The sequence below is a fragment of the Nonomuraea sp. NPDC049269 genome, from assembly GCF_043197155.1.
Classification (GTDB): domain Bacteria; phylum Actinomycetota; class Actinomycetes; order Streptosporangiales; family Streptosporangiaceae; genus Nonomuraea.
The window spans coordinates 668,236-684,487 of sequence record NZ_JBICSO010000005.1; the positions used below are offsets into that span (position 1 = coordinate 668,236).

19 protein-coding genes are annotated in these 16,252 nt (G+C 71.1%); 14 read left to right on the forward strand and 5 right to left on the reverse strand.

Annotated features, from left to right (window positions below):
- Window positions 1-9: 9 nt before the first annotated feature.
- From ACGFNP_RS30480 to ACGFNP_RS30520, 9 genes are all read left to right on the forward strand, one after another.
- The gene (locus tag ACGFNP_RS30480) at window positions 10-1,323 is read left to right on the forward strand and encodes a sugar ABC transporter substrate-binding protein (RefSeq protein ID WP_358325335.1); all 1,314 of its coding nucleotides are present in this window, start codon (window positions 10-12) and stop codon (window positions 1,321-1,323) included.
- On the forward strand, window positions 1,320-2,426 hold the full coding sequence (locus tag ACGFNP_RS30485; RefSeq protein ID WP_393324780.1) for an ADP-ribosylglycohydrolase family protein: 1,107 nt from the start codon (window positions 1,320-1,322) through the stop codon (window positions 2,424-2,426). The genes ACGFNP_RS30480 and ACGFNP_RS30485 overlap by 4 nt, the downstream gene beginning before the upstream one ends.
- A 6-nt stretch (window positions 2,427-2,432) precedes the next feature.
- Window positions 2,433-3,401, forward strand: a complete 969-nt coding sequence (locus ACGFNP_RS30490) for an ADP-ribosylglycohydrolase family protein (RefSeq protein ID WP_393324782.1) — start codon at window positions 2,433-2,435, stop codon at window positions 3,399-3,401.
- Complete coding sequence (locus tag ACGFNP_RS30495; protein WP_358325343.1) at window positions 3,398-4,564, forward strand: ADP-ribosylglycohydrolase family protein; 1,167 nt, start codon at window positions 3,398-3,400, stop codon at window positions 4,562-4,564. The genes ACGFNP_RS30490 and ACGFNP_RS30495 overlap by 4 nt, the downstream gene beginning before the upstream one ends.
- Complete coding sequence (locus ACGFNP_RS30500; protein ID WP_393324785.1) at window positions 4,561-6,141, forward strand: ADP-ribosylglycohydrolase family protein; 1,581 nt, start codon at window positions 4,561-4,563, stop codon at window positions 6,139-6,141. Before ACGFNP_RS30495 ends, ACGFNP_RS30500 begins: the two co-directional genes overlap by 4 nt.
- A gap of 7 nt (window positions 6,142-6,148) precedes the next feature.
- Entirely contained in the window at window positions 6,149-7,033 is an 885-nt protein-coding gene (rbsK, locus tag ACGFNP_RS30505; protein ID WP_358325349.1) for a ribokinase, read from the forward strand.
- 352 nt (window positions 7,034-7,385) lie between these two features.
- Window positions 7,386-7,667, forward strand: coding sequence for a hypothetical protein (locus ACGFNP_RS30510; RefSeq protein WP_393324787.1), 282 nt, complete (start codon window positions 7,386-7,388; stop codon window positions 7,665-7,667).
- Between the two features lie 52 nt (window positions 7,668-7,719).
- Window positions 7,720-8,238, forward strand: a complete 519-nt coding sequence (locus tag ACGFNP_RS30515) for a DUF5753 domain-containing protein (RefSeq protein ID WP_393324789.1) — start codon at window positions 7,720-7,722, stop codon at window positions 8,236-8,238.
- Entirely contained in the window at window positions 8,225-8,449 is a 225-nt protein-coding gene (locus ACGFNP_RS30520; protein WP_358546384.1) for a DUF397 domain-containing protein, read from the forward strand. The genes ACGFNP_RS30515 and ACGFNP_RS30520 overlap by 14 nt, the downstream gene beginning before the upstream one ends.
- 199 nt (window positions 8,450-8,648) lie before the next feature.
- On the opposite strand, the gene ACGFNP_RS30525 is transcribed toward ACGFNP_RS30520, so the two are convergent.
- Window positions 8,649-9,143 carry a hypothetical protein gene (locus ACGFNP_RS30525; RefSeq protein ID WP_393324792.1) on the reverse strand — a complete coding sequence of 165 codons (495 nt, stop codon included), beginning with the start codon at window positions 9,141-9,143 and terminating at the stop codon, window positions 8,649-8,651.
- Window positions 9,140-9,466, reverse strand: coding sequence for a PadR family transcriptional regulator (locus ACGFNP_RS30530; RefSeq protein WP_393324794.1), 327 nt, complete (start codon window positions 9,464-9,466; stop codon window positions 9,140-9,142). The genes ACGFNP_RS30525 and ACGFNP_RS30530 overlap by 4 nt, the downstream gene beginning before the upstream one ends.
- On the opposite strand from ACGFNP_RS30530, the gene ACGFNP_RS30535 reads away from it, so the two are divergent.
- The 4 genes from ACGFNP_RS30535 (at window position 9,460) to ACGFNP_RS30550 (ending at window position 12,309) form a co-directional block, all read left to right on the forward strand.
- Window positions 9,460-9,867 carry an HIT family protein gene (locus ACGFNP_RS30535; RefSeq protein ID WP_393324796.1) on the forward strand — a complete coding sequence of 136 codons (408 nt, stop codon included), beginning with the start codon at window positions 9,460-9,462 and terminating at the stop codon, window positions 9,865-9,867. The genes ACGFNP_RS30530 and ACGFNP_RS30535 overlap by 7 nt on opposite strands.
- 9 nt (window positions 9,868-9,876) lie before the next feature.
- On the forward strand, window positions 9,877-10,602 hold the full coding sequence (locus tag ACGFNP_RS30540; RefSeq protein WP_393324798.1) for a nucleotidyltransferase domain-containing protein: 726 nt from the start codon (window positions 9,877-9,879) through the stop codon (window positions 10,600-10,602).
- 193 nt (window positions 10,603-10,795) lie between these two features.
- A complete protein-coding gene (locus ACGFNP_RS30545; protein ID WP_393324800.1) occupies window positions 10,796-11,131 on the forward strand; it encodes a YciI family protein in 336 nt (111 codons plus the stop codon).
- Window positions 11,131-12,309 (forward strand): RNA polymerase sigma factor, encoded by a 1,179-nt coding sequence (locus ACGFNP_RS30550; protein WP_393324802.1) that lies wholly within the window; start codon window positions 11,131-11,133, stop codon window positions 12,307-12,309. Before ACGFNP_RS30545 ends, ACGFNP_RS30550 begins: the two co-directional genes overlap by 1 nt.
- Here the strand turns inward: ACGFNP_RS30550 and ACGFNP_RS30555 are convergent.
- Entirely contained in the window at window positions 12,287-12,607 is a 321-nt protein-coding gene (locus tag ACGFNP_RS30555; protein WP_393324804.1) for an antibiotic biosynthesis monooxygenase family protein, read from the reverse strand. The two genes, ACGFNP_RS30550 and ACGFNP_RS30555, sit on opposite strands and share 23 nt — an antisense overlap.
- A 66-nt stretch (window positions 12,608-12,673) precedes the next feature.
- Complete coding sequence (locus ACGFNP_RS30560; protein ID WP_358325357.1) at window positions 12,674-13,369, reverse strand: FCD domain-containing protein; 696 nt, start codon at window positions 13,367-13,369, stop codon at window positions 12,674-12,676.
- A 205-nt stretch (window positions 13,370-13,574) separates the two neighbouring features.
- On the opposite strand from ACGFNP_RS30560, the gene leuA reads away from it, so the two are divergent.
- Window positions 13,575-15,248, forward strand: a complete 1,674-nt coding sequence (leuA, locus tag ACGFNP_RS30565; RefSeq protein ID WP_393325091.1) for a 2-isopropylmalate synthase — start codon at window positions 13,575-13,577, stop codon at window positions 15,246-15,248.
- Here leuA and ACGFNP_RS30570 read toward each other — a convergent pair.
- Complete coding sequence (locus ACGFNP_RS30570; protein WP_358325360.1) at window positions 15,245-16,144, reverse strand: hypothetical protein; 900 nt, start codon at window positions 16,142-16,144, stop codon at window positions 15,245-15,247. The genes leuA and ACGFNP_RS30570 overlap by 4 nt on opposite strands.
- Between the last annotated feature and the right edge of the window lie 108 nt (window positions 16,145-16,252).

Below are 16,252 nucleotides of genomic sequence, written 5' to 3' on the forward strand. Positions count from 1 at the left end.
GAGGCTCTTATGCGTATCAAATCCGCGTTGGCGGCGGCGGCGATCGTCGCGCTGGCCGCCGGGTGCGGGGGAGGCGGTGGCGGCGCGAGCTCCGGCGAGTCCGCCAAGCCCGGGGAGCCGGTCAAGCTCAACTTCCTCAGCCTCGCCTGGCAGAAGGAGTCGGTCGCGGCCAACAAGCAGCTCGTCGACGAGTGGAACAAGGCCAACCCGACCATCCAGGTCACCTACGTCCAGGGCAGCTGGGACAACGTCAACGACCAGCTCGTCACCTCCTTCGAGGGCGGCGACCCGCCGGACGTCATCCACGACGACTCCCCGGCCCTGTCGGGCTTCGCCTCCAAGGGCTACCTGCTCGACCTCAAGGACAAGGTGCCCGCCGACCTCAAGAGCGACATCCCGCAGCCCGCCTGGGACACCGTCACCTTCGACGACGGCAAGGGCAACCAGGGCGTGTACGGCGTGCCGTTCCTGCAGGAGTCGCAGGTCATCATCGCCAACAAGAAGCTGCTCGACGCCGCCAAGGTGCGCGTTCCCACCTCCGACAACCCGTGGACGTGGGACGAGTTCGCCGAGGTCAGCAAGAAGCTGACCAAGAGCGGCGCGTACGGCGTCGCCTGGCCGATGAAGTCGCCCGTCAACAAGACGCTGAACCTGGCGCTCAACTTCGGCGGCACCTTCTTCCAGACCACCGACGGCAAGACGACCGTCAAGGTGGGCCCGGAGGAGAAGCAGGTCCTCCAGCGCATCCACGACCAGCTCTACAAGGACAAGTCCGCCGACACCTCGGCGCTCGGCATGGGCACCGCCGACCCGCTGCCCGGCTTCTTCGCCGGCAAGTACGCGATGCTGCCGGTCGGCGTCTACCTGCGCCAGCAGGTCGTCGAGCAGGCGCCCAAGGGCTTCGACTGGGTCACGCTCCCGCCGCTGAAGGGCACCACCAGCGACCAGGGCGCGGTCTCGCAGACCCTGTCCGTCGCCGCCGACAGCAAGCACCCGGACGAAGCGCTGAAGTTCATCTCCTTCTTCCTGAACGGCCCCAACCAGGCCAAGCTCGCCAAGGGCGACTGGCTGCTGCCCACCTCCGCCAAGGCCGCCGCCGACCCGGCGATGACCACCACGGAGAACGGCTGGGACGTGGCCACCGCCTCCGGCAAGAACCTCGTCGTGGCGCCGTTCCTCAAGGTCAACGGGTTCGACGAGTGGAAGAGCAAGGTCGCGACGCCGGTCCTGCAGCAGTACTACGGCAACAAGATCTCGATCGACGAGGCCGCGGCCAAGCTGGTGGCGGACGGCAACAAGGTGCTGGAGCGGTACCAGCGGTGACTTATCGCGACAAAGCCCGGGGGTGTCTGCTCGGCCTCGCGGCCGGCGACGCCCTCGGGGCGCCCGCGGAGAACCTCACGCCGGCGGAGATCCGCCGGCGGTGGGGCCGGCTCACCGATATCGAGGGCGGCGGGACGGACGACACCGAGTACGCCATCTTCGCCTCCTCGCTGCTGATCCGGCACGGGCACGCGCTGACCTCGGCCGACGTGGCCCACGCCTACCGGACGGAGATCATCCCCCTGGTGACGGGGCCGATGCGCGGCGCCGGGTTCTCCGAGCTCGGCACCATCGAGGCGCTCAGACGCGGGCTGGAGCCGCCGCTGACCGGGCTCGCGCACCAGCACGGCTGGTCCGACGGGCTGGCCATGCGGGCGGCGCCGTACGGCGTGTTCTGCCCCGGCGACCCGGCGGAGGCCGCCCGGCTCGTCGAGCAGGACGGGCGGGTCAGCCAGTCGGGCGAGGGCGTGCTGGGCGGGCGGGCCGTCGCCGGGGCGGTGGCCGCCGCGATGACCGGCGCCGCGCCGCGGGAGGTGGTGGCCGCCGCGCTGTCGGTGATCCCCGCGGACTCCTGGACGGCCCGCGACATCCTGCGGGCCTGCGACATCGTGCGAGCCCGCGACACGGCGCGAGACGGCAACATGGCGCGAGACGGCGACGTCGTGCGAGACGGCGACATCGCGCGGGTCGGCGATGCGGTGCGAGACGGTGACGTCGTGGGAGCCCGTGACGACGTGCCGGGTGGCCACGCGGGCGCCTCGAGTGGCGACGAGCTGCAGGTCGTCGAAGCGCTTCACCAAGCCGTGGTGGTCGAGCATTACCCCTGGACCGACGTGGCGCCCGAGGCCGTGGCGCTGGCCCTGGCCGCGTACCTGGCGGGCGGCGGCGACGTCGAGACCAGCGTCACGTTCGGGGTGAGCCTCGGCCGCGACGCCGACACCATCGGCGCCATCGCCGGCGCCATCGCGGGTGCCGGGCAGGGCCGGGACGGCGTTCCGGAACGCTGGGCGAGCAGGATAGGCCCGGTGACGGGTAAATGCCTGCCCGTCGTGGCGGGCAGGCATGTGCTGGACGTCGCCGACGAACTGGCGGAAGGACTGTAGGAACTCATGTCGGGGGACAGAATCGCGGGAGCCTTCGTCGGGCTCGCCGTGGGAGACGCCGTGGGCTGGCCCGCCGCCAGGCACCGGTCGGCCCTGCACGCGCCATGGAGCAGACGGCTGCTCCGCGAGCTCGACACGTTCGCGGAGGAGCACCGGGTCACCACACTGCCGGTGCCGTTCGCGCTCAACCAGCCCGTGGCGCCGCTGGCCGTCGGCCCGTCCGACGACGCCGAGTGGCTCGCCTGGACGGTGCTCACCATCGACCGGCCGCGCGCCGAGGCGTTCGGCGACCTCACGGGCCGCGCGGACATCCGGGCGCGCATCTCGGTGGCCACCGCGCTCGGCAACCTGGCCAAGGGCGTCGAGCCCCCGGCCAGCGGCCACGACAACCCGCACCACTTCGACGACGCCGCCGCCGTCAGGGCCGTCGCCTTCGGCGCGCTCGGCCGGGATCCGACCGAGGACGCCCAGGTCACCAACGCCAATGACGGGCTGCTCGGGGCCCTGGCCATGGCGGCCGCGGTGGCCGAGGCGGTGGCGACGGGCTCGGCGGCCGCGGCGGCCGGGGCGGCGCTGGCCGTACTGCCGCCCGACACCGCCATCGGGCACAACGCCCGGCTGGCGTTGAAGGTGGCGCGCGAGGCGGGCGACCCGTTCGCCGCCGTGCCCGCGCTCGACGCCGCGCTGCTCGACCACGTCTACAGCTACGGGGTGGGCGCCGCGCAGACGGTGCCCGTGGCGCTGGCGCTGGCCGAGGTGGCGGGCGGCTCCCTGAGCGCCGCCGTACCGGCCGCCGCGTGCCTGGCCGCGCTGGCCGACTCCGCGCCCGCTCTCACCGGGGCGCTCACCGGGGCATGCGGCGGGCTCGACGCGATCCCGGAGGGGTGGATCGCGTCGGCGCGCACACTGGCAGGGTGCTGTCTGCCGGAAATGGCAGGAAAAGATGTCATCGAACTTATGGAGGAACTCGCATGACGCCGCTTGAAGACAGGGCGACCGGCTGCGTGGCGGGGGCGGCTGTCGGTGACGCGCTGGGCGGCGCCACCGAGGGCTGGACTCCCGAGCAGATCACCACCAGGTACGGCGGGCAGGTCGAGGGCATCGTGCCCCCGTACAACGAGGACTGGGCCAACGCCCGGCCCATCGCCCCGTACCACAAGGGCGACGGCCACATCACGGACGACACCTTGATGACGCACGCGCTCATCCGCGTCTACGAGAAGGCCGGAGGCCATCTCGGGGCGTACTCGATGGCCGAGTACTTCGTGCCCGAGCTGATGGGCGAGCGCCGGTGGATCCCCGAGCTGGAGGCCGAGGCGCTGCCGCTGCAGCGGATCTTCCTGGCCGAGAAGTGGATCGTCGCCCGGCTGCACTACGGCCACGTGGACCCCCGCGAGGCCGGGGTCGGCAACATCGTCAACTGCGGCGCGGCCATGTACGTGGCGCCCGTCGGCATCGTCAACGCCGCCGACCCCGACGCCGCCTACGCCGAGGCCATCGACCTGACCGGCGCCCACCAGTCGAGTTACGGCCGGGAGGCCGCCGGCGTCATGGCGGCGGCCGTCGCCGAGGCGATGCGGCCGGGCGCGAGCTTCGACTCCGTGGTGGCCACCTGCCTCAGGCTGGCCAAGGACGGCACCAGGGCCGCCATCGAGGCGGTCTGCGAGGCGGCCGCCGGGCTCGGCCACTGGGAGGGCTCCTTCGAGACGCTGCGCGCGGCCGTACGGCCCTTCGACACGGTCGCCGACACCTACCGCGACCAGGGCCTCGGGGCGCGGCGGCCGAGCCGGGTGCACAGCATCGAGGAGCTGCCGCTGGCGCTGGGCTTCCTCGTGGTGGCCAAGGGCGACTACCGCGACACCGTGCTCGGCGGCGTGAACTACGGCCGCGACGCCGACTCGATCGCCTCCATGGGCGGCGCCATCGCGGGCGCCCTGGGCGGGCTCGGCTCGATCCCGCGCGAGTGGGTCACGCAGGTGGCCGAGGCGAGCCGTACCGACCTGGAAGCGCCAGGACGGGTGATCGCCGACGTCGCCCGCCGGGTGCACGCCGACGACACGGCCCGCCGCCGCGCGGTCGAAACCGCCTTCGCCGACCTCGACGGCCGCACTGACCGCGCTGACGGCGACGGCCGATGATCCGCCTCACCTGGGTGCAGCCTGAGGACCTCGTGGGCCACGAGCTGCGCCAGGCCGCCGAGGACGGCAGGGACGTACGCGCCATCGCCGAGCGGTGGCACGCCGCGGGCGGCCACGACGCCCCACCGCGCGCCGGGGCCTCCGAACCCGGCGCGCTCAGGCTGCGACCGCTCGCCGAGCGGCTGCTGGACGAGCTGGCCGCGATTCCGTCGCCGCTCGACGAGCCGTCCGAGCTAGCCGCCATCATCGCCGCCTGCCCGAACTGGCCCGCGCCGCCTGCTTCGGCCGCTCCTGCCACCCTGGGCGGTCCTGCCACCTCGGGCGGTCCCGCCACTGCGGGCGTTTCCGCCACTGCGGGCGTTTCCGCCACTGCGGGCGCTCCCGCCACCCTCGGCGGCCCCGCCACCCCGGGCGGTCCCGCCACCGCGGGCTCTCCAACTGCCCTGGGTGTTCCGGCCGGTGCCGCCGCTGAGGCCGCTCTCGGCGGTCGGGGCGCCTTGGCCGCTTCCGCTCCCGGAGCTCCCCGGCAGGTGGATCCGGCTCGGGTCCTCGGGGCCTGGCAGGGGCGGGCGGCCGGATGTGTGCTCGGCAAGCCGGTGGAGAAGATCCCCCGCGCGGGGATCAGGGAGATCGCCGAGGCCACCGGCAACTGGCCCATCACCGGCTGGTTCACCGCCCGGGGGCTGCCCGGCGCCATCGCCGAACGGTGGCCGTGGAACCGGCGCAGCGCCGTCAACTCCCTGGCCGAGAACATCGACGGCGTCCCCGAGGACGACGACCTGAACTACCCGCTGCTCGCCCTGTCCGTCCTGGAACGGCACGGCCGCGGTTTCACCACCGACGATGTGGCCAAGCTGTGGCTCGACGAGCTGCCCGCCGGCCGGACGTTCACCGCCGAACGCGTCGCGTACCGCAACCTGCTGGCCGGGGTCGAGGTGCCGGAGACGGCGACGTACCGCAACCCGTTCCGCGAATGGATCGGCGCGCTGATCAGGACCGACGTGTACGGGTGGGTCAATCCCGGCGATCCGGCCACCGCGGCCGAGTACGCCTGGCGCGACGCCCGCCTCACCCACACCGCGAACGGCATCTACGGCGCCATGTTCGCCGCCGCCATGTGCGCGAGCGCGCTGGTCGCCTCCTCCGCCGCCGAGGTGGTCGAGGCCGGGCTGTCCGTCGTCCCGCCGCGATCCCGGCTCTACCAGGCGGTACGGCAGGCGGTCGAGGACGCCTCGAAGGAAGCCGACTTCGAGCGGGTCGTCGACCGGCTGCACGAGCGGCACGGCGCGCTGCACTGGGTGCACACGATCAACAACGCCGCCCTCCTGGCCGCCACGCTGATCCACGGCCAGGGTGACTTCACCGCCACCATCGCCGGAGCGGTCGCCGGCGGCTGGGACACCGACTCGGCCGGCGCCACGGCGGGGTCCGTCGCGGGCGCGCTGAACGGCGGGGTGCCGGAGCGGTGGAGGATGCGGGACAGCCTGGCCACCAGTCTGACCGGGTTCGACGGGATCGGGCTGGGTGAGCTGGCGCGCCGCACCCAGGCGATTCAGCGGTCTTTGGGAAGGAGATGATGAGGGCATGATCTCGGTCTTCGGCAGCGCGAACATGGACCTCGTCGCCTACGTGTCCCAGGCCCCCCAGCGGGGCGAGACGGTCACCGGGCGTGAGTTCCGTACCATTCCCGGCGGTAAGGGCGCCAACCAGGCGATCGCGGCGGCCAGGGCGGGCTCGGTGGTGGCCTTCCTGGGCGCTGTGGGCGACGACGGCTTCGGCACCGAGATGCGCACCACCATGGCCGAGGCCGGGGTGGAAGTCGCACGGCTGCGGCAGGTGCCCGGCCCGAGCGGCATCGCGCACATCGTGGTCGACGACGACGGCGGCAACTCGATCATCGTGGTGCCCGGCGCGAACGGCACCGTCACCGGCCCCACCGACGACGACGTCGCGGTGATCGCCGACTCGCAGGCGCTCCTGCTCCAACTGGAGCTGCCCATGGCCGCGGTGATCGCCGCCGCCCAGGCCGGGCACGCGGCGGGCGTACCGGTGATCCTCACCCCCGCGCCCGCGCAGCCCCTGCCGGACGCGCTGCTCGACGCCGTCACGCTGATCGTGCCGAACGAGCACGAGGCCGCCGACATCACCGGCGCCGACTCCGCCGACGCGGCGCTGGAGGCACTGCTCGAACGGGTGCCGGAGGCCGTCATCACGCTGGGTTCCGAAGGGGCGCTGTACGGCTCGCGGTCGGGTGAGCGGCTGCGCGTGCCCGCCGTACAGGTGAAGGCGGTGGACACCACGGCGGCGGGCGACACGTTCGTCGGCGCGCTCGCGGTGGCCCGCACCGAAGGGCTTCCCGCAGCCGCCGCGTTGCGCTTCGCCTCGGCGGCGGCGGCGCTGTCGGTGCAGCGCGCGGGGGCGAGCACGTCGATGCCCAGCCGCGCGGAGATCGACGACTCGCTCGTCTGATGCCGTCTCGGCAGGCTGTTGGCGAGGAGCTTTCGGCGAGCGTGTAGAGGAAGCCTCGGTTCGTACATGAGCGGGCCGGGGTGTCGAAAGGCTGCCCGAGCGGTCCACGGCTGTGTTCGCGGGCAACGACCTCCAGACGCTGGGTACGTATCGGGCGGCCAAGGAGTGCGGTCTGCGGGTGCCGGAAATCCTCAGGCAAACACAGAGAATCGCAGACTCCTGGTCCAGCTCATCAACGACGAGCAGCCGGAGAGCCTGCGGATCGAGCTGGCCACCCGGCTGATCGTCCGTGAGAGCACAGCCCCGGCGCCATGAGCATGTTGGAGTGGAATTCGGTGGGCAGGTGAGGGTGATGAATGAAGACCTGCCTGATGCGGTGAACCGGGACGGTGGCGAGAGCGACGTGGTGGCGGAGCGGTCAGGGGCCGAAACCCCGAAGGCGCGCCGCCCCGTACCCGCCGACTGGCCCGACACCGACACGAACCCCGCGATCCCTACCCCCGATATCACCGAAGTTGCTCCTGAGACCGAGACCGAGGCCACAGCTGACGCCGAAAGGCGCGCCGAAACTGGCGGAGAGGCGGGCGGCGGCGGTGAAAAGGAGGTGCGGCCCGACGCGGGTCCCACCGGCTGACGGCAGCCCGCCAGGCGAAGTAATTTTCCGCCGCGGGGGACGATAGTGATGTGTGGGCGTCCTACCACCGGGTGATCAGGCCGGACCACAGACGGCCGCGTATGCGCGAGCGATCCTCTCCGCCGAGCCAGGGGTCACCCAGGACTGGATCGAGGAGACCGTCGCGACCCGACTCCATCGTCAGGCGGTGTTCGACCGCGAGAAGCCGCCGATGTACTGGGCGCTGCTCGACGAGTGCGCTCTGATCCGCCCCATCGGGGGTGCTGACGTCATGCGGGAGCAGTTCGAGCACCTGTTGAAGATGATGGCCACCCCCTTCATCTCGATCCAGATCGTTCCCATCAGTGTGGGGGCAACGCCGGGTCTGCTTGGCGGCTTCGCTCTCGCTCAAGGCGACGGTATGCCGGACCACGTCTACCTTGATGCTGCTGCGCAGGGCTCCGTATCCGCTCGCGAGGAGATAGTACGAGCGGTTAATCTCAGATACGACGCGATTCACAAATGGGCGCATCCCATACATGTGAGCGAGCGACTAGTACGTGAGGTGGCGGCAACGTATGAAGATCAGTGATGAGCTGCGCGCCGAACTAGAGGCCGCTGCGTGGAAGAAATCCACACTCTCCGGATCAAATGGGGGCGACTGCCTCTACGCAGCCAAACTGAGCGGCGACCGATACGCGATCAGGGATTCTGAGCAGCCCGACGTCGAGCCGCTGATCTTGCGAGGCGGTGTCTTCCGCGCCTTCGTGGGCGGCGCGAAGCTCGGCGAGTTCGACCTCTAACCTCTCTGCAGGAGGCCCCTGCAACAAACCGCCGCAAGGGCCTCTACTGGCCGTTACTACGCTACTCAGAGTTTCTTAATGGATGCAGACGGCACGAAGTCCTGTTGGGGGGCTGGTTCTCGCGACGTGCGTCGCTGAAGCAGATGCCCTGCGAACTCTTCGTGGGCGATGCCGTCTGCCACGATGACATCGAACTGGCCTAGCCATGCAAACCTAGATCGAATTCATGTCTCCTCAGTTGGTAGAGGCGTAGGGATCGCTGCGGGAGAAACGCGAGCATGCGGATGAGTGTCGGGGCGATCAACGTGTGAGCCAATTCGGGGAGCATTTCGGGGGGCAAGAGGCCGATGAAGGCCCACGTGGGAGATGACAGGAGCAGCAGCGTCGCGCACTGGCGCGCCAGGTAGTGCGAACCGAGCAGGTCGTCGCGTGCCCACCAGCGGTAGGGGTAGGGAAGGCGCTTGTGGAACAGGCGGTACAGCGCCCAGTGCCACAGCGGCGGACGCTCGCGCAGGCGCAGTGCGATGCCGCCACGTACGACGTCGAGCGAGTCGCGCAGGGTCGGCCTGGTCTGCTGCGGCTCCGCCAGGTCGAGCAGCGTGCCGATCAGCTCCTCGCCGCGCGTCTGCCGATAACGGGGCGGGTAGGCCCGCGCGAGGAGTCGGCAGCGGCGTTCGTAGGTATCCATGATCACGTCGCGGGCTGGAGCCGTGCGCCGAGGCGGCGTTGCGCGGTGGCGACGAGCCGGCTCCGAAGGGCGGTCTCCTCGGTCAGGAGCTCGGCGCCCTGACCGGTCAGCTCGTAGTAGCGGCGGTGCCGCCCGTCCACGACCTCTTCGCTGACCACGCGGGCGAGTCCTGCTTCGGTCAGGCGGTCGAGGGCGCCATAGAGAGTCCCCGCGCCGAGGCGTACACGGTCCTCCGACAGCTCACGCACGACTTTGATCACGCCATAACCGTGAAGCGGGCCCTCGGAAAGGGCCAGCAGCACGAGATAGCTCTGTTCACGTAGTGGCATATGCGATATATATCGCTAACTGTACTATTGGTCAACGGGGCGATCGTCCGCAGAACGGCATCTGGCGGCCTAGGAACGCCCGAAACCCTGCGTGTCCGGGCAACACGCTGGTCGTCCCGCGAGCGCACCACCGGGACCTGGGGGAGATCCCAGCGGAGACGGCGGCACACGTCATGCGGGCCGCGGTTGAGGTGTCTCGACGGCTCGTCGGCGCGCTCCGGGCTCCTGGCGTGAATCTCTGGCACGCCAGCGGCGAGACGGCCTGGCAGAGCGTCCTTCACTTCCACCTCCACGTGCTGCCCCGCTTCGAGCCCACCGAGCTCACTCCGCCGTGGACGGAGGTCGAGCACCCGGTCGAGTCTCTCAAGGGGCTGGCCGAGGAGATCAGGGCCTGGTGCTGAAATGTGCCGATGAGTAGGGAAAGCAGCAGGGTGCCGTCGGCTCCCCGCCTCGCCGGCATCCGGTCCCGCTGGCTCAGTGCCGCGACCGCCGGCCTCCACCACGACCCCGGAGTGGCCGGCGCCGCCCTGATGGGGTCGCTCGGCACGGGCCGGGCCGACGACTGGAGCGACATCGACCTCCTCGTGGTCGTGGACGACGCGCACCTCGACGATTACGCGGTGCCCGGCCGTCTCCCTTCCGGCCCAGGGACGTCGGCGGCGGCCTTCGACGCCCGCCACAACGGTCCGCGCGGCACCAGGGCGGTCAGCGGACAGCACCTCGTGGACGGGCTGCCGCTCTGGGTCGACTGGCACATCTACCCGATCTCGCGGGCTGGCTGGGCTGCCGACAGCGCGGTCTTCCTCGACCGACAGGGGTTCGACCGGCTCCCGGCCACCTTCTCCGAGCTGCTCAGTACCGGCGAATCCGAGCCGCCGACTCCCAAGCAGCCCATCGATCACCAGATCGCGCGGCTGGTGATGGTCCCGATCGCGGGCAAGCGGATCGCCCGCCGCTCGCCGGAAACGGCAAGGATGATCGAGTTCCTAGGAGGTCCCTACGCGCCTGGCGCCTCCTGGCAGCGCCACCTCGCCACGCTGCGCCAGATGTTGGACGGATTCGCGGCGCTCGGCCTGCCCGACGGCGTCGCCGCCGGACACGCCTACCTCGACCTCGTGAAGGAGACTCTCGACTGACGCCGCCCCGGCTGCCGAATACGGCCTGAGCGCCATGAGCACGCGTTCCGTCCCTGGAGATGGCGAAAGATGGCAGTTCTCACGCGCTCCTGGGTTGCGCAAGATTTCCGATGTCGACCTGTCGATTTCGCGGCTCGCCATTCGTCTCATGGTGTAACCATCTGGATGAGGAGGCGGAGCTTTGCAGTACGTCATGGTGATCTACCAGGGCACCAGCTCAGAGGAGTGGGCCGCGCTCTCCGAGGAGGAGCAGAAGCAGGTCTATGCCGACTACGAGGCGATCAACAAGACGCCAGGCGTCACCCCCGGCGTTCCCATGGGTCTCCCCGAGAACGCGACCACGGTGCGCGTTGAAGGCGGCAAGACCCTGACAACCGACGGCCCGTTCGTCGCGATGAAGGAAGCCGTCGGCGGTTGGTTCGTCCTCGAGGCCGACGACCTCGACGCGGCCATCGAGGTGGCCGCCCGCGTCCCGGCGGCCCGCCTCGGCGGTGCCATCGAGATCCGACCCGCGCAGACCTATTGGTGATGACCCTCGACCAGGTCTTCCACGAGCAGTGGGGCCGGGTGCTGGCCACCCTGATCAGCTTCCTCGGCGACTTCGACCTCACTGAGGAAGCCGCGCAGGAGGCCTTCGCGATCGCCGCGGACCGATGGCCACGCGACGGCATCCCCGGCAACCCGCGCGCCTGGCTGATAACGACGGCTCGGAACCGAGCCACGGACCGCATCCGCCGCGAGCAGGCCCTCGCCGCCAAGTCCGGCCTGCTCGCCGCAGGCAACTCTGCCGAGGTGCCGATGAACGCCACGACGTTTCCCGACGAGCGCCTGGAGCTCATCTTCACCTGCTGTCATCCGGCGCTCGCGGTCGAGGCGCAGGTCGCGCTCACCCTGCGTACCCTCGGCGGGCTCACCACCGACGAGATCGCCCGCGCCTTCCTCGTACCGGAGCGCACGATGGCGCAGCGGCTGGTGCGGGCCAAGCGCAAGATCAAAGCAGCGGGGATCCCGTTCCGAGTGCCACCGCCGCACCTGCTCCGCCAGCGACTCGACGCTGTTCTCGCCGTCGTCTACCTGATCTTCAACGAGGGCTACAGCGGACGCGACGAGCTCGCGGCAGAAGCGATCTGGCTGGGACGCGCGCTGGCTGAACTGCTTCCGGACGACCCCGAGGTTCACGGGCTGCTGGCGATGATGCTCGTGCACGACTCCCGTCGCGAGGCGCGATTCCGCGACAGCGAACTCGTGCTGCTCGGCGATCAGGACCGGTCACGGTGGAACACCGAGCAGATCACCGATGGACGCGCCGAACTGGACCGAGCACTCGCCCTCGGCGGCCGAGGCCCCTACGTCCTGCAGGCCGCCATCGCCTCGTTGCACGCCGAGACGCCGTGCGACTGGGCGCAGCTCGCGGCCCTGTACGGGGAGCTCGCCCGCCTGACCGGCTCGCCCGTCGTGGAGCTGAACCGTGCCATCGCCATCGCCGAGACCGAAGGCCCCGAAGCCGGCCTGCGCCTCGTCGCCCAACTCGGTCTCGACGACTTCCGCTACCTGCACTCGACCAGGGCCGAACTCTTGCGGCGCCTCGGGCGCACCGACGAGGCACGCGACGCCTATCGACGTGCGAGAGAACTCACCGACGACGGCGCCGAACGACGCTTCCTCGAACGCCGGCTGACAGAACTCACCGCTGGAGATCGGCCGTGACCTCGTGGTGAGTGACGCGTTCGTCCCACCGCGTCAGAGCGCGGCGGGCTGTCTCTTCGACGACGGCTCGCTCGGGGTCCTCGTCGGCGAACGCGCGTACGTCGTCCATGCCGGCGAAGAAGGTGATCGAGGTGAACATCACTTCTTCGCCGTCCTGGCGACGTAGCAGCCGGGCACCGCGGAAGCCGGCGACTCGCTGGAGATGCCCGGCGACCTCGGATTCGTAGTGGTGCTGGTAGTCGTCGGCTGTCGTCGTCGAGGCCCATCCTCGCCACATCCGCGCGATCATGCGCCGCACCTGCCCTTCCTTGTCTGCCCGCGGGGAGCGGCCTTGCCTCAGGACGAGTATCGCGCGCTCGCGGTGTCAGACGGCGTTGCGATGCAGCAACGCCAGCGTCTGTTCCAGCTCCGTCTGCAGGATGCGGCTCGCCGCCTCTCCGTCCCCTCGCCTGATGGCGTCCACCAGTGCCGCGTGCGTGTCGTCGCCGGGGTTGGGGTCGGCGTGCCGCAGGCCCAGCAGCTCCACCACGTCCACCAGCCGCCCCCGCAGCCTGGGGGCGAACTCGGCGAACAGGTCGTCCAGCACCGGGTTGCGCGCCGCCGCCACCACCGCCGCGTGCAGCGCGATGTCCGCGTCCACGAAACCCCCGTCGTCGCCCCCGGCCGCCGCCCGCCGGGCCTGCAGGGCCGCCTCCAGTGAGGCGATGTCCTCGTCCGTACGGCGGGCGGCGGCCAGGCGGGCGGCCTGGGTCTCGACCATCATGCGCACCTCGTACACGTCCGTGATCGCGGCCCGCCGGAGCCGGGTGGACCAGTCGTCGGCCGGTTCGGTGGCGATGACGAACACGCCGCTGCCCTGACGGGCCTGCACCAGCCCGGCGCCCGCCAGCGCGCGCAGCGCCTCGCGGACGGTGGAGCGGCCCACGCCGAGAGTCTTGGCCAGGGCGTTCTCGCCGGGGAGCCGGGTGCCGATCGGCCAGTGCCCGCCGGTGATCTGCTCGCGCAGGTGCTCGGTGGCCTGTTCGACCAGGGGAGTGGGGCGGAGCGTGCCCAGCGGCATCGGATCGACCTCTCAGGTTGTCTGATGACCTGTGTTGTGGTTAGTGTACCCGGCATGACATCACGCGGTCTCCTTCTCGGCTGCCGCGGCGGGGCCTGAATCGACCGGCACCCCGCCGCGGTGGCTCCGCGATGCCGGTCGAACCCCGTAGAACGACCGGGAAGGAAACCCCGTGCACGACTGGAACAGGCAGCGCCCCAGCGCCATGCCGTACCACCGCTACCAGCCCGCCCACCGGCGCGTCGAGGTGCCGCTGACCGAGCGCGGCTGGCCCGCGCGGCGCATCGAGCGGGCCCCGCTGTGGGTGCCCGTGGACCTGCGCGACGGCAACCAGGCGCTGGCCGAGCCGATGGACCCGGCGCGCAAGCGGCGGATGTTCGAGCTGCTGGTGGCCATGGGCTTCAAGGAGATCGAGGTCGGCTACCCGTCGGCCAGCCAGACGGACTTCGATTTCGTCCGCGACCTGGCGGTGCCGGGCGCGGTGCCCGAAGACGTGACGATAGTGGTGTTCACGGCCGCCAGGCGCGACCTGATCGAGCGGACCTTCGCGTCCGTCGAGGGGCTGCCGCGGGTCGTCGTCCACCTGTACACGGCGACCGCCCCCACCTGGCGTGACGTGGTGCTCGGCCAGGACAGGGAGTCGTTGCGCGCCCTCATCAGAGACGCGGCCGGGCACGTCGCCCGGCTGGCCGACGCCCGTCCCGGAGCGCCGATCAGGTACGAGTTCTCGCCCGAGGTGTTCAACCTCACCGAGCCCGACTATGTGCTGGAGGTGTGCGACGACCTGACGGCCCTGTGGGACGCCAGCCCGGACCGCCCGGTGATCCACAATCTGCCCGCCACGGTCGAGACCGCCACCCCGAACGTCTACGCCGACCAGATCGAGTACATGCACCGCCACCTGGCCCGCCGCGACTCGGTGATCCTCTCGGTGCACCCGCACAACGACCGCGGCACCGGCGTCGCCTGCGCGGAGCTGGCGCTGCTGGCCGGGGCGCAGCGAGTCGAGGGCTGCCTGTTCGGCAACGGCGAGCGCACCGGCAACGTGGACCTGGTCACGCTCGCGCTCAACCTGCACTCGCAGGGCGTGGACCCGATGCTGGACCTTTCGGACATCGACGCGATCCGTCGTACGGTCGAGCACTGCAACCGGCTGCCCGTGCCCGATCGCCACCCGTACGCCGGCGACCTCGTCTACACCGCCTTCTCCGGCACGCACCAGGACGCCATCGGCAAGGGCCTGGCCCACCACGCCAAACGGGCCGCCGAGCTGGGCGTGCCCGTGGAGCAGGCGCCCTGGGAGGTGCCGTACCTGCCGATCGACCCCGCGGACGTCGGCCGCGACTACCAGGCGGTGATCCGCGTCAACAGCCAGTCGGGCAAGGGCGGCATCGCCTACCTGCTCAACACCCACCAGGGGCTCGACCTGCCGCGACGGCTGCAGATCGACTTCTCGGCGGTGGTCCAGCGGGCCACGGACGGCAGCGGCGCGGAGATGACGGCCGAGGAGCTGTGGCGGCTGTTCCAGGCCGCCTACCTGGATCCGGCGGACGACGGGCCGTACGCGCTGGCGGACTGGAGCACCGCGGAGAGCGGGCCGGGGGTCCATGAGTTCGCCGCCACCCGGCGTGACGGCGGCGAGCTGCGGGGGACCGGCAACGGCCCGCTGTCGGCGCTGGCCGGAGCGCTGGGCGGGGTCGACATCCTGCACTACGCGCAGCACGCCACCGGACCGGGCCAGGACAGCCAGGCCGTCGCCTACGTGGAGGCCCGCGTGGGCGAGACGGTCCGGTGGGGAGCGGGCCGCGACACCTCCGTACTGACCGCGTCCGTCCGCGCGCTACTGGCCGCCGCCAACCGAGCGGATTCGGTCCCCTAAGCGACGCGGCGCGGCTTGGGGACCAGGGTCAGGGTGGGGGCGAACCGCCCGTCGCAGCCCGGCACCGCGGTCACGTGCGCGGAGACCTCCCGGTCGCTCCGTACCCTGATGCTCGCGATGTAGAACGGCGTGAGCAGCGCCTGCGGTCGCCGCCGCCCGAGGCTCAGGTAGCCGAAACGGAACCACTGCGGCGTCAGCCACGCCTCCATCCCGGCAAAGGACTCCGCCAACCGGGCCACGACGTCCCGCGCGGCCTGGATCGGCGTCCGCACCCGCGGCTCGGCGATCACCGGGCCGTCCTCGTCGTCGGCGAAGCGGCGGGTCGACACACCCAGTGACGCCACCCCGCCGCTCGCGCCCAGCTCCACCGTGGCCGACGCCCTGCCGTACACCGGAAGATCACGTACGTAGTGGCGGAACGCGCCGAGCGCCCGGCACAGGCCGGGCTCGGTCCGGCGGTCCCCAGCGGTCTTCACCCGCCACAGGCGCTCGAACACCAGCTCGTCCTCAGCCGGTACGAGGGACGTCAGCCCGATCCGGTCTGCGGCGGTCCGGAGCATGCCGGTCAGTTCGGCGTCGCCGGGGTCGTTCTCGAAGACGTCCTCGAACGCCGGCAGGTCGAGATGGACGGTCATCGAGCCCGACGCGTGGAACCCCACGGCCCGCAGCCGGCCCGGCAGCCACACGGTGGTCCGATCCTGGTGGGTCACCACCTCCAGGTGTTCCGGGTTGTCGTCGCGCGAGCCGGCGACGGCCAGGACGAGGTCCTCCAGGCGGCGCTGGACCGTGCTCGGCTCGGGCGCGGCGAGCCCCAGCACGCTGACCGTGGCCGGCACCTCCCCGGCCATCGAGGCGAGCTCTTCGGCGAGATCGTCGGCGTAGGGCAAAGCGGGCATGAAGGCTCCTAGACTCCGGCTGTTCTGATCAGCCCAAGGTCAGACCCTCAATGATCAGTACGCCGGAGCACGGGCCGCGTCAGGACGGAACCTAGGGATGTCCCTAGT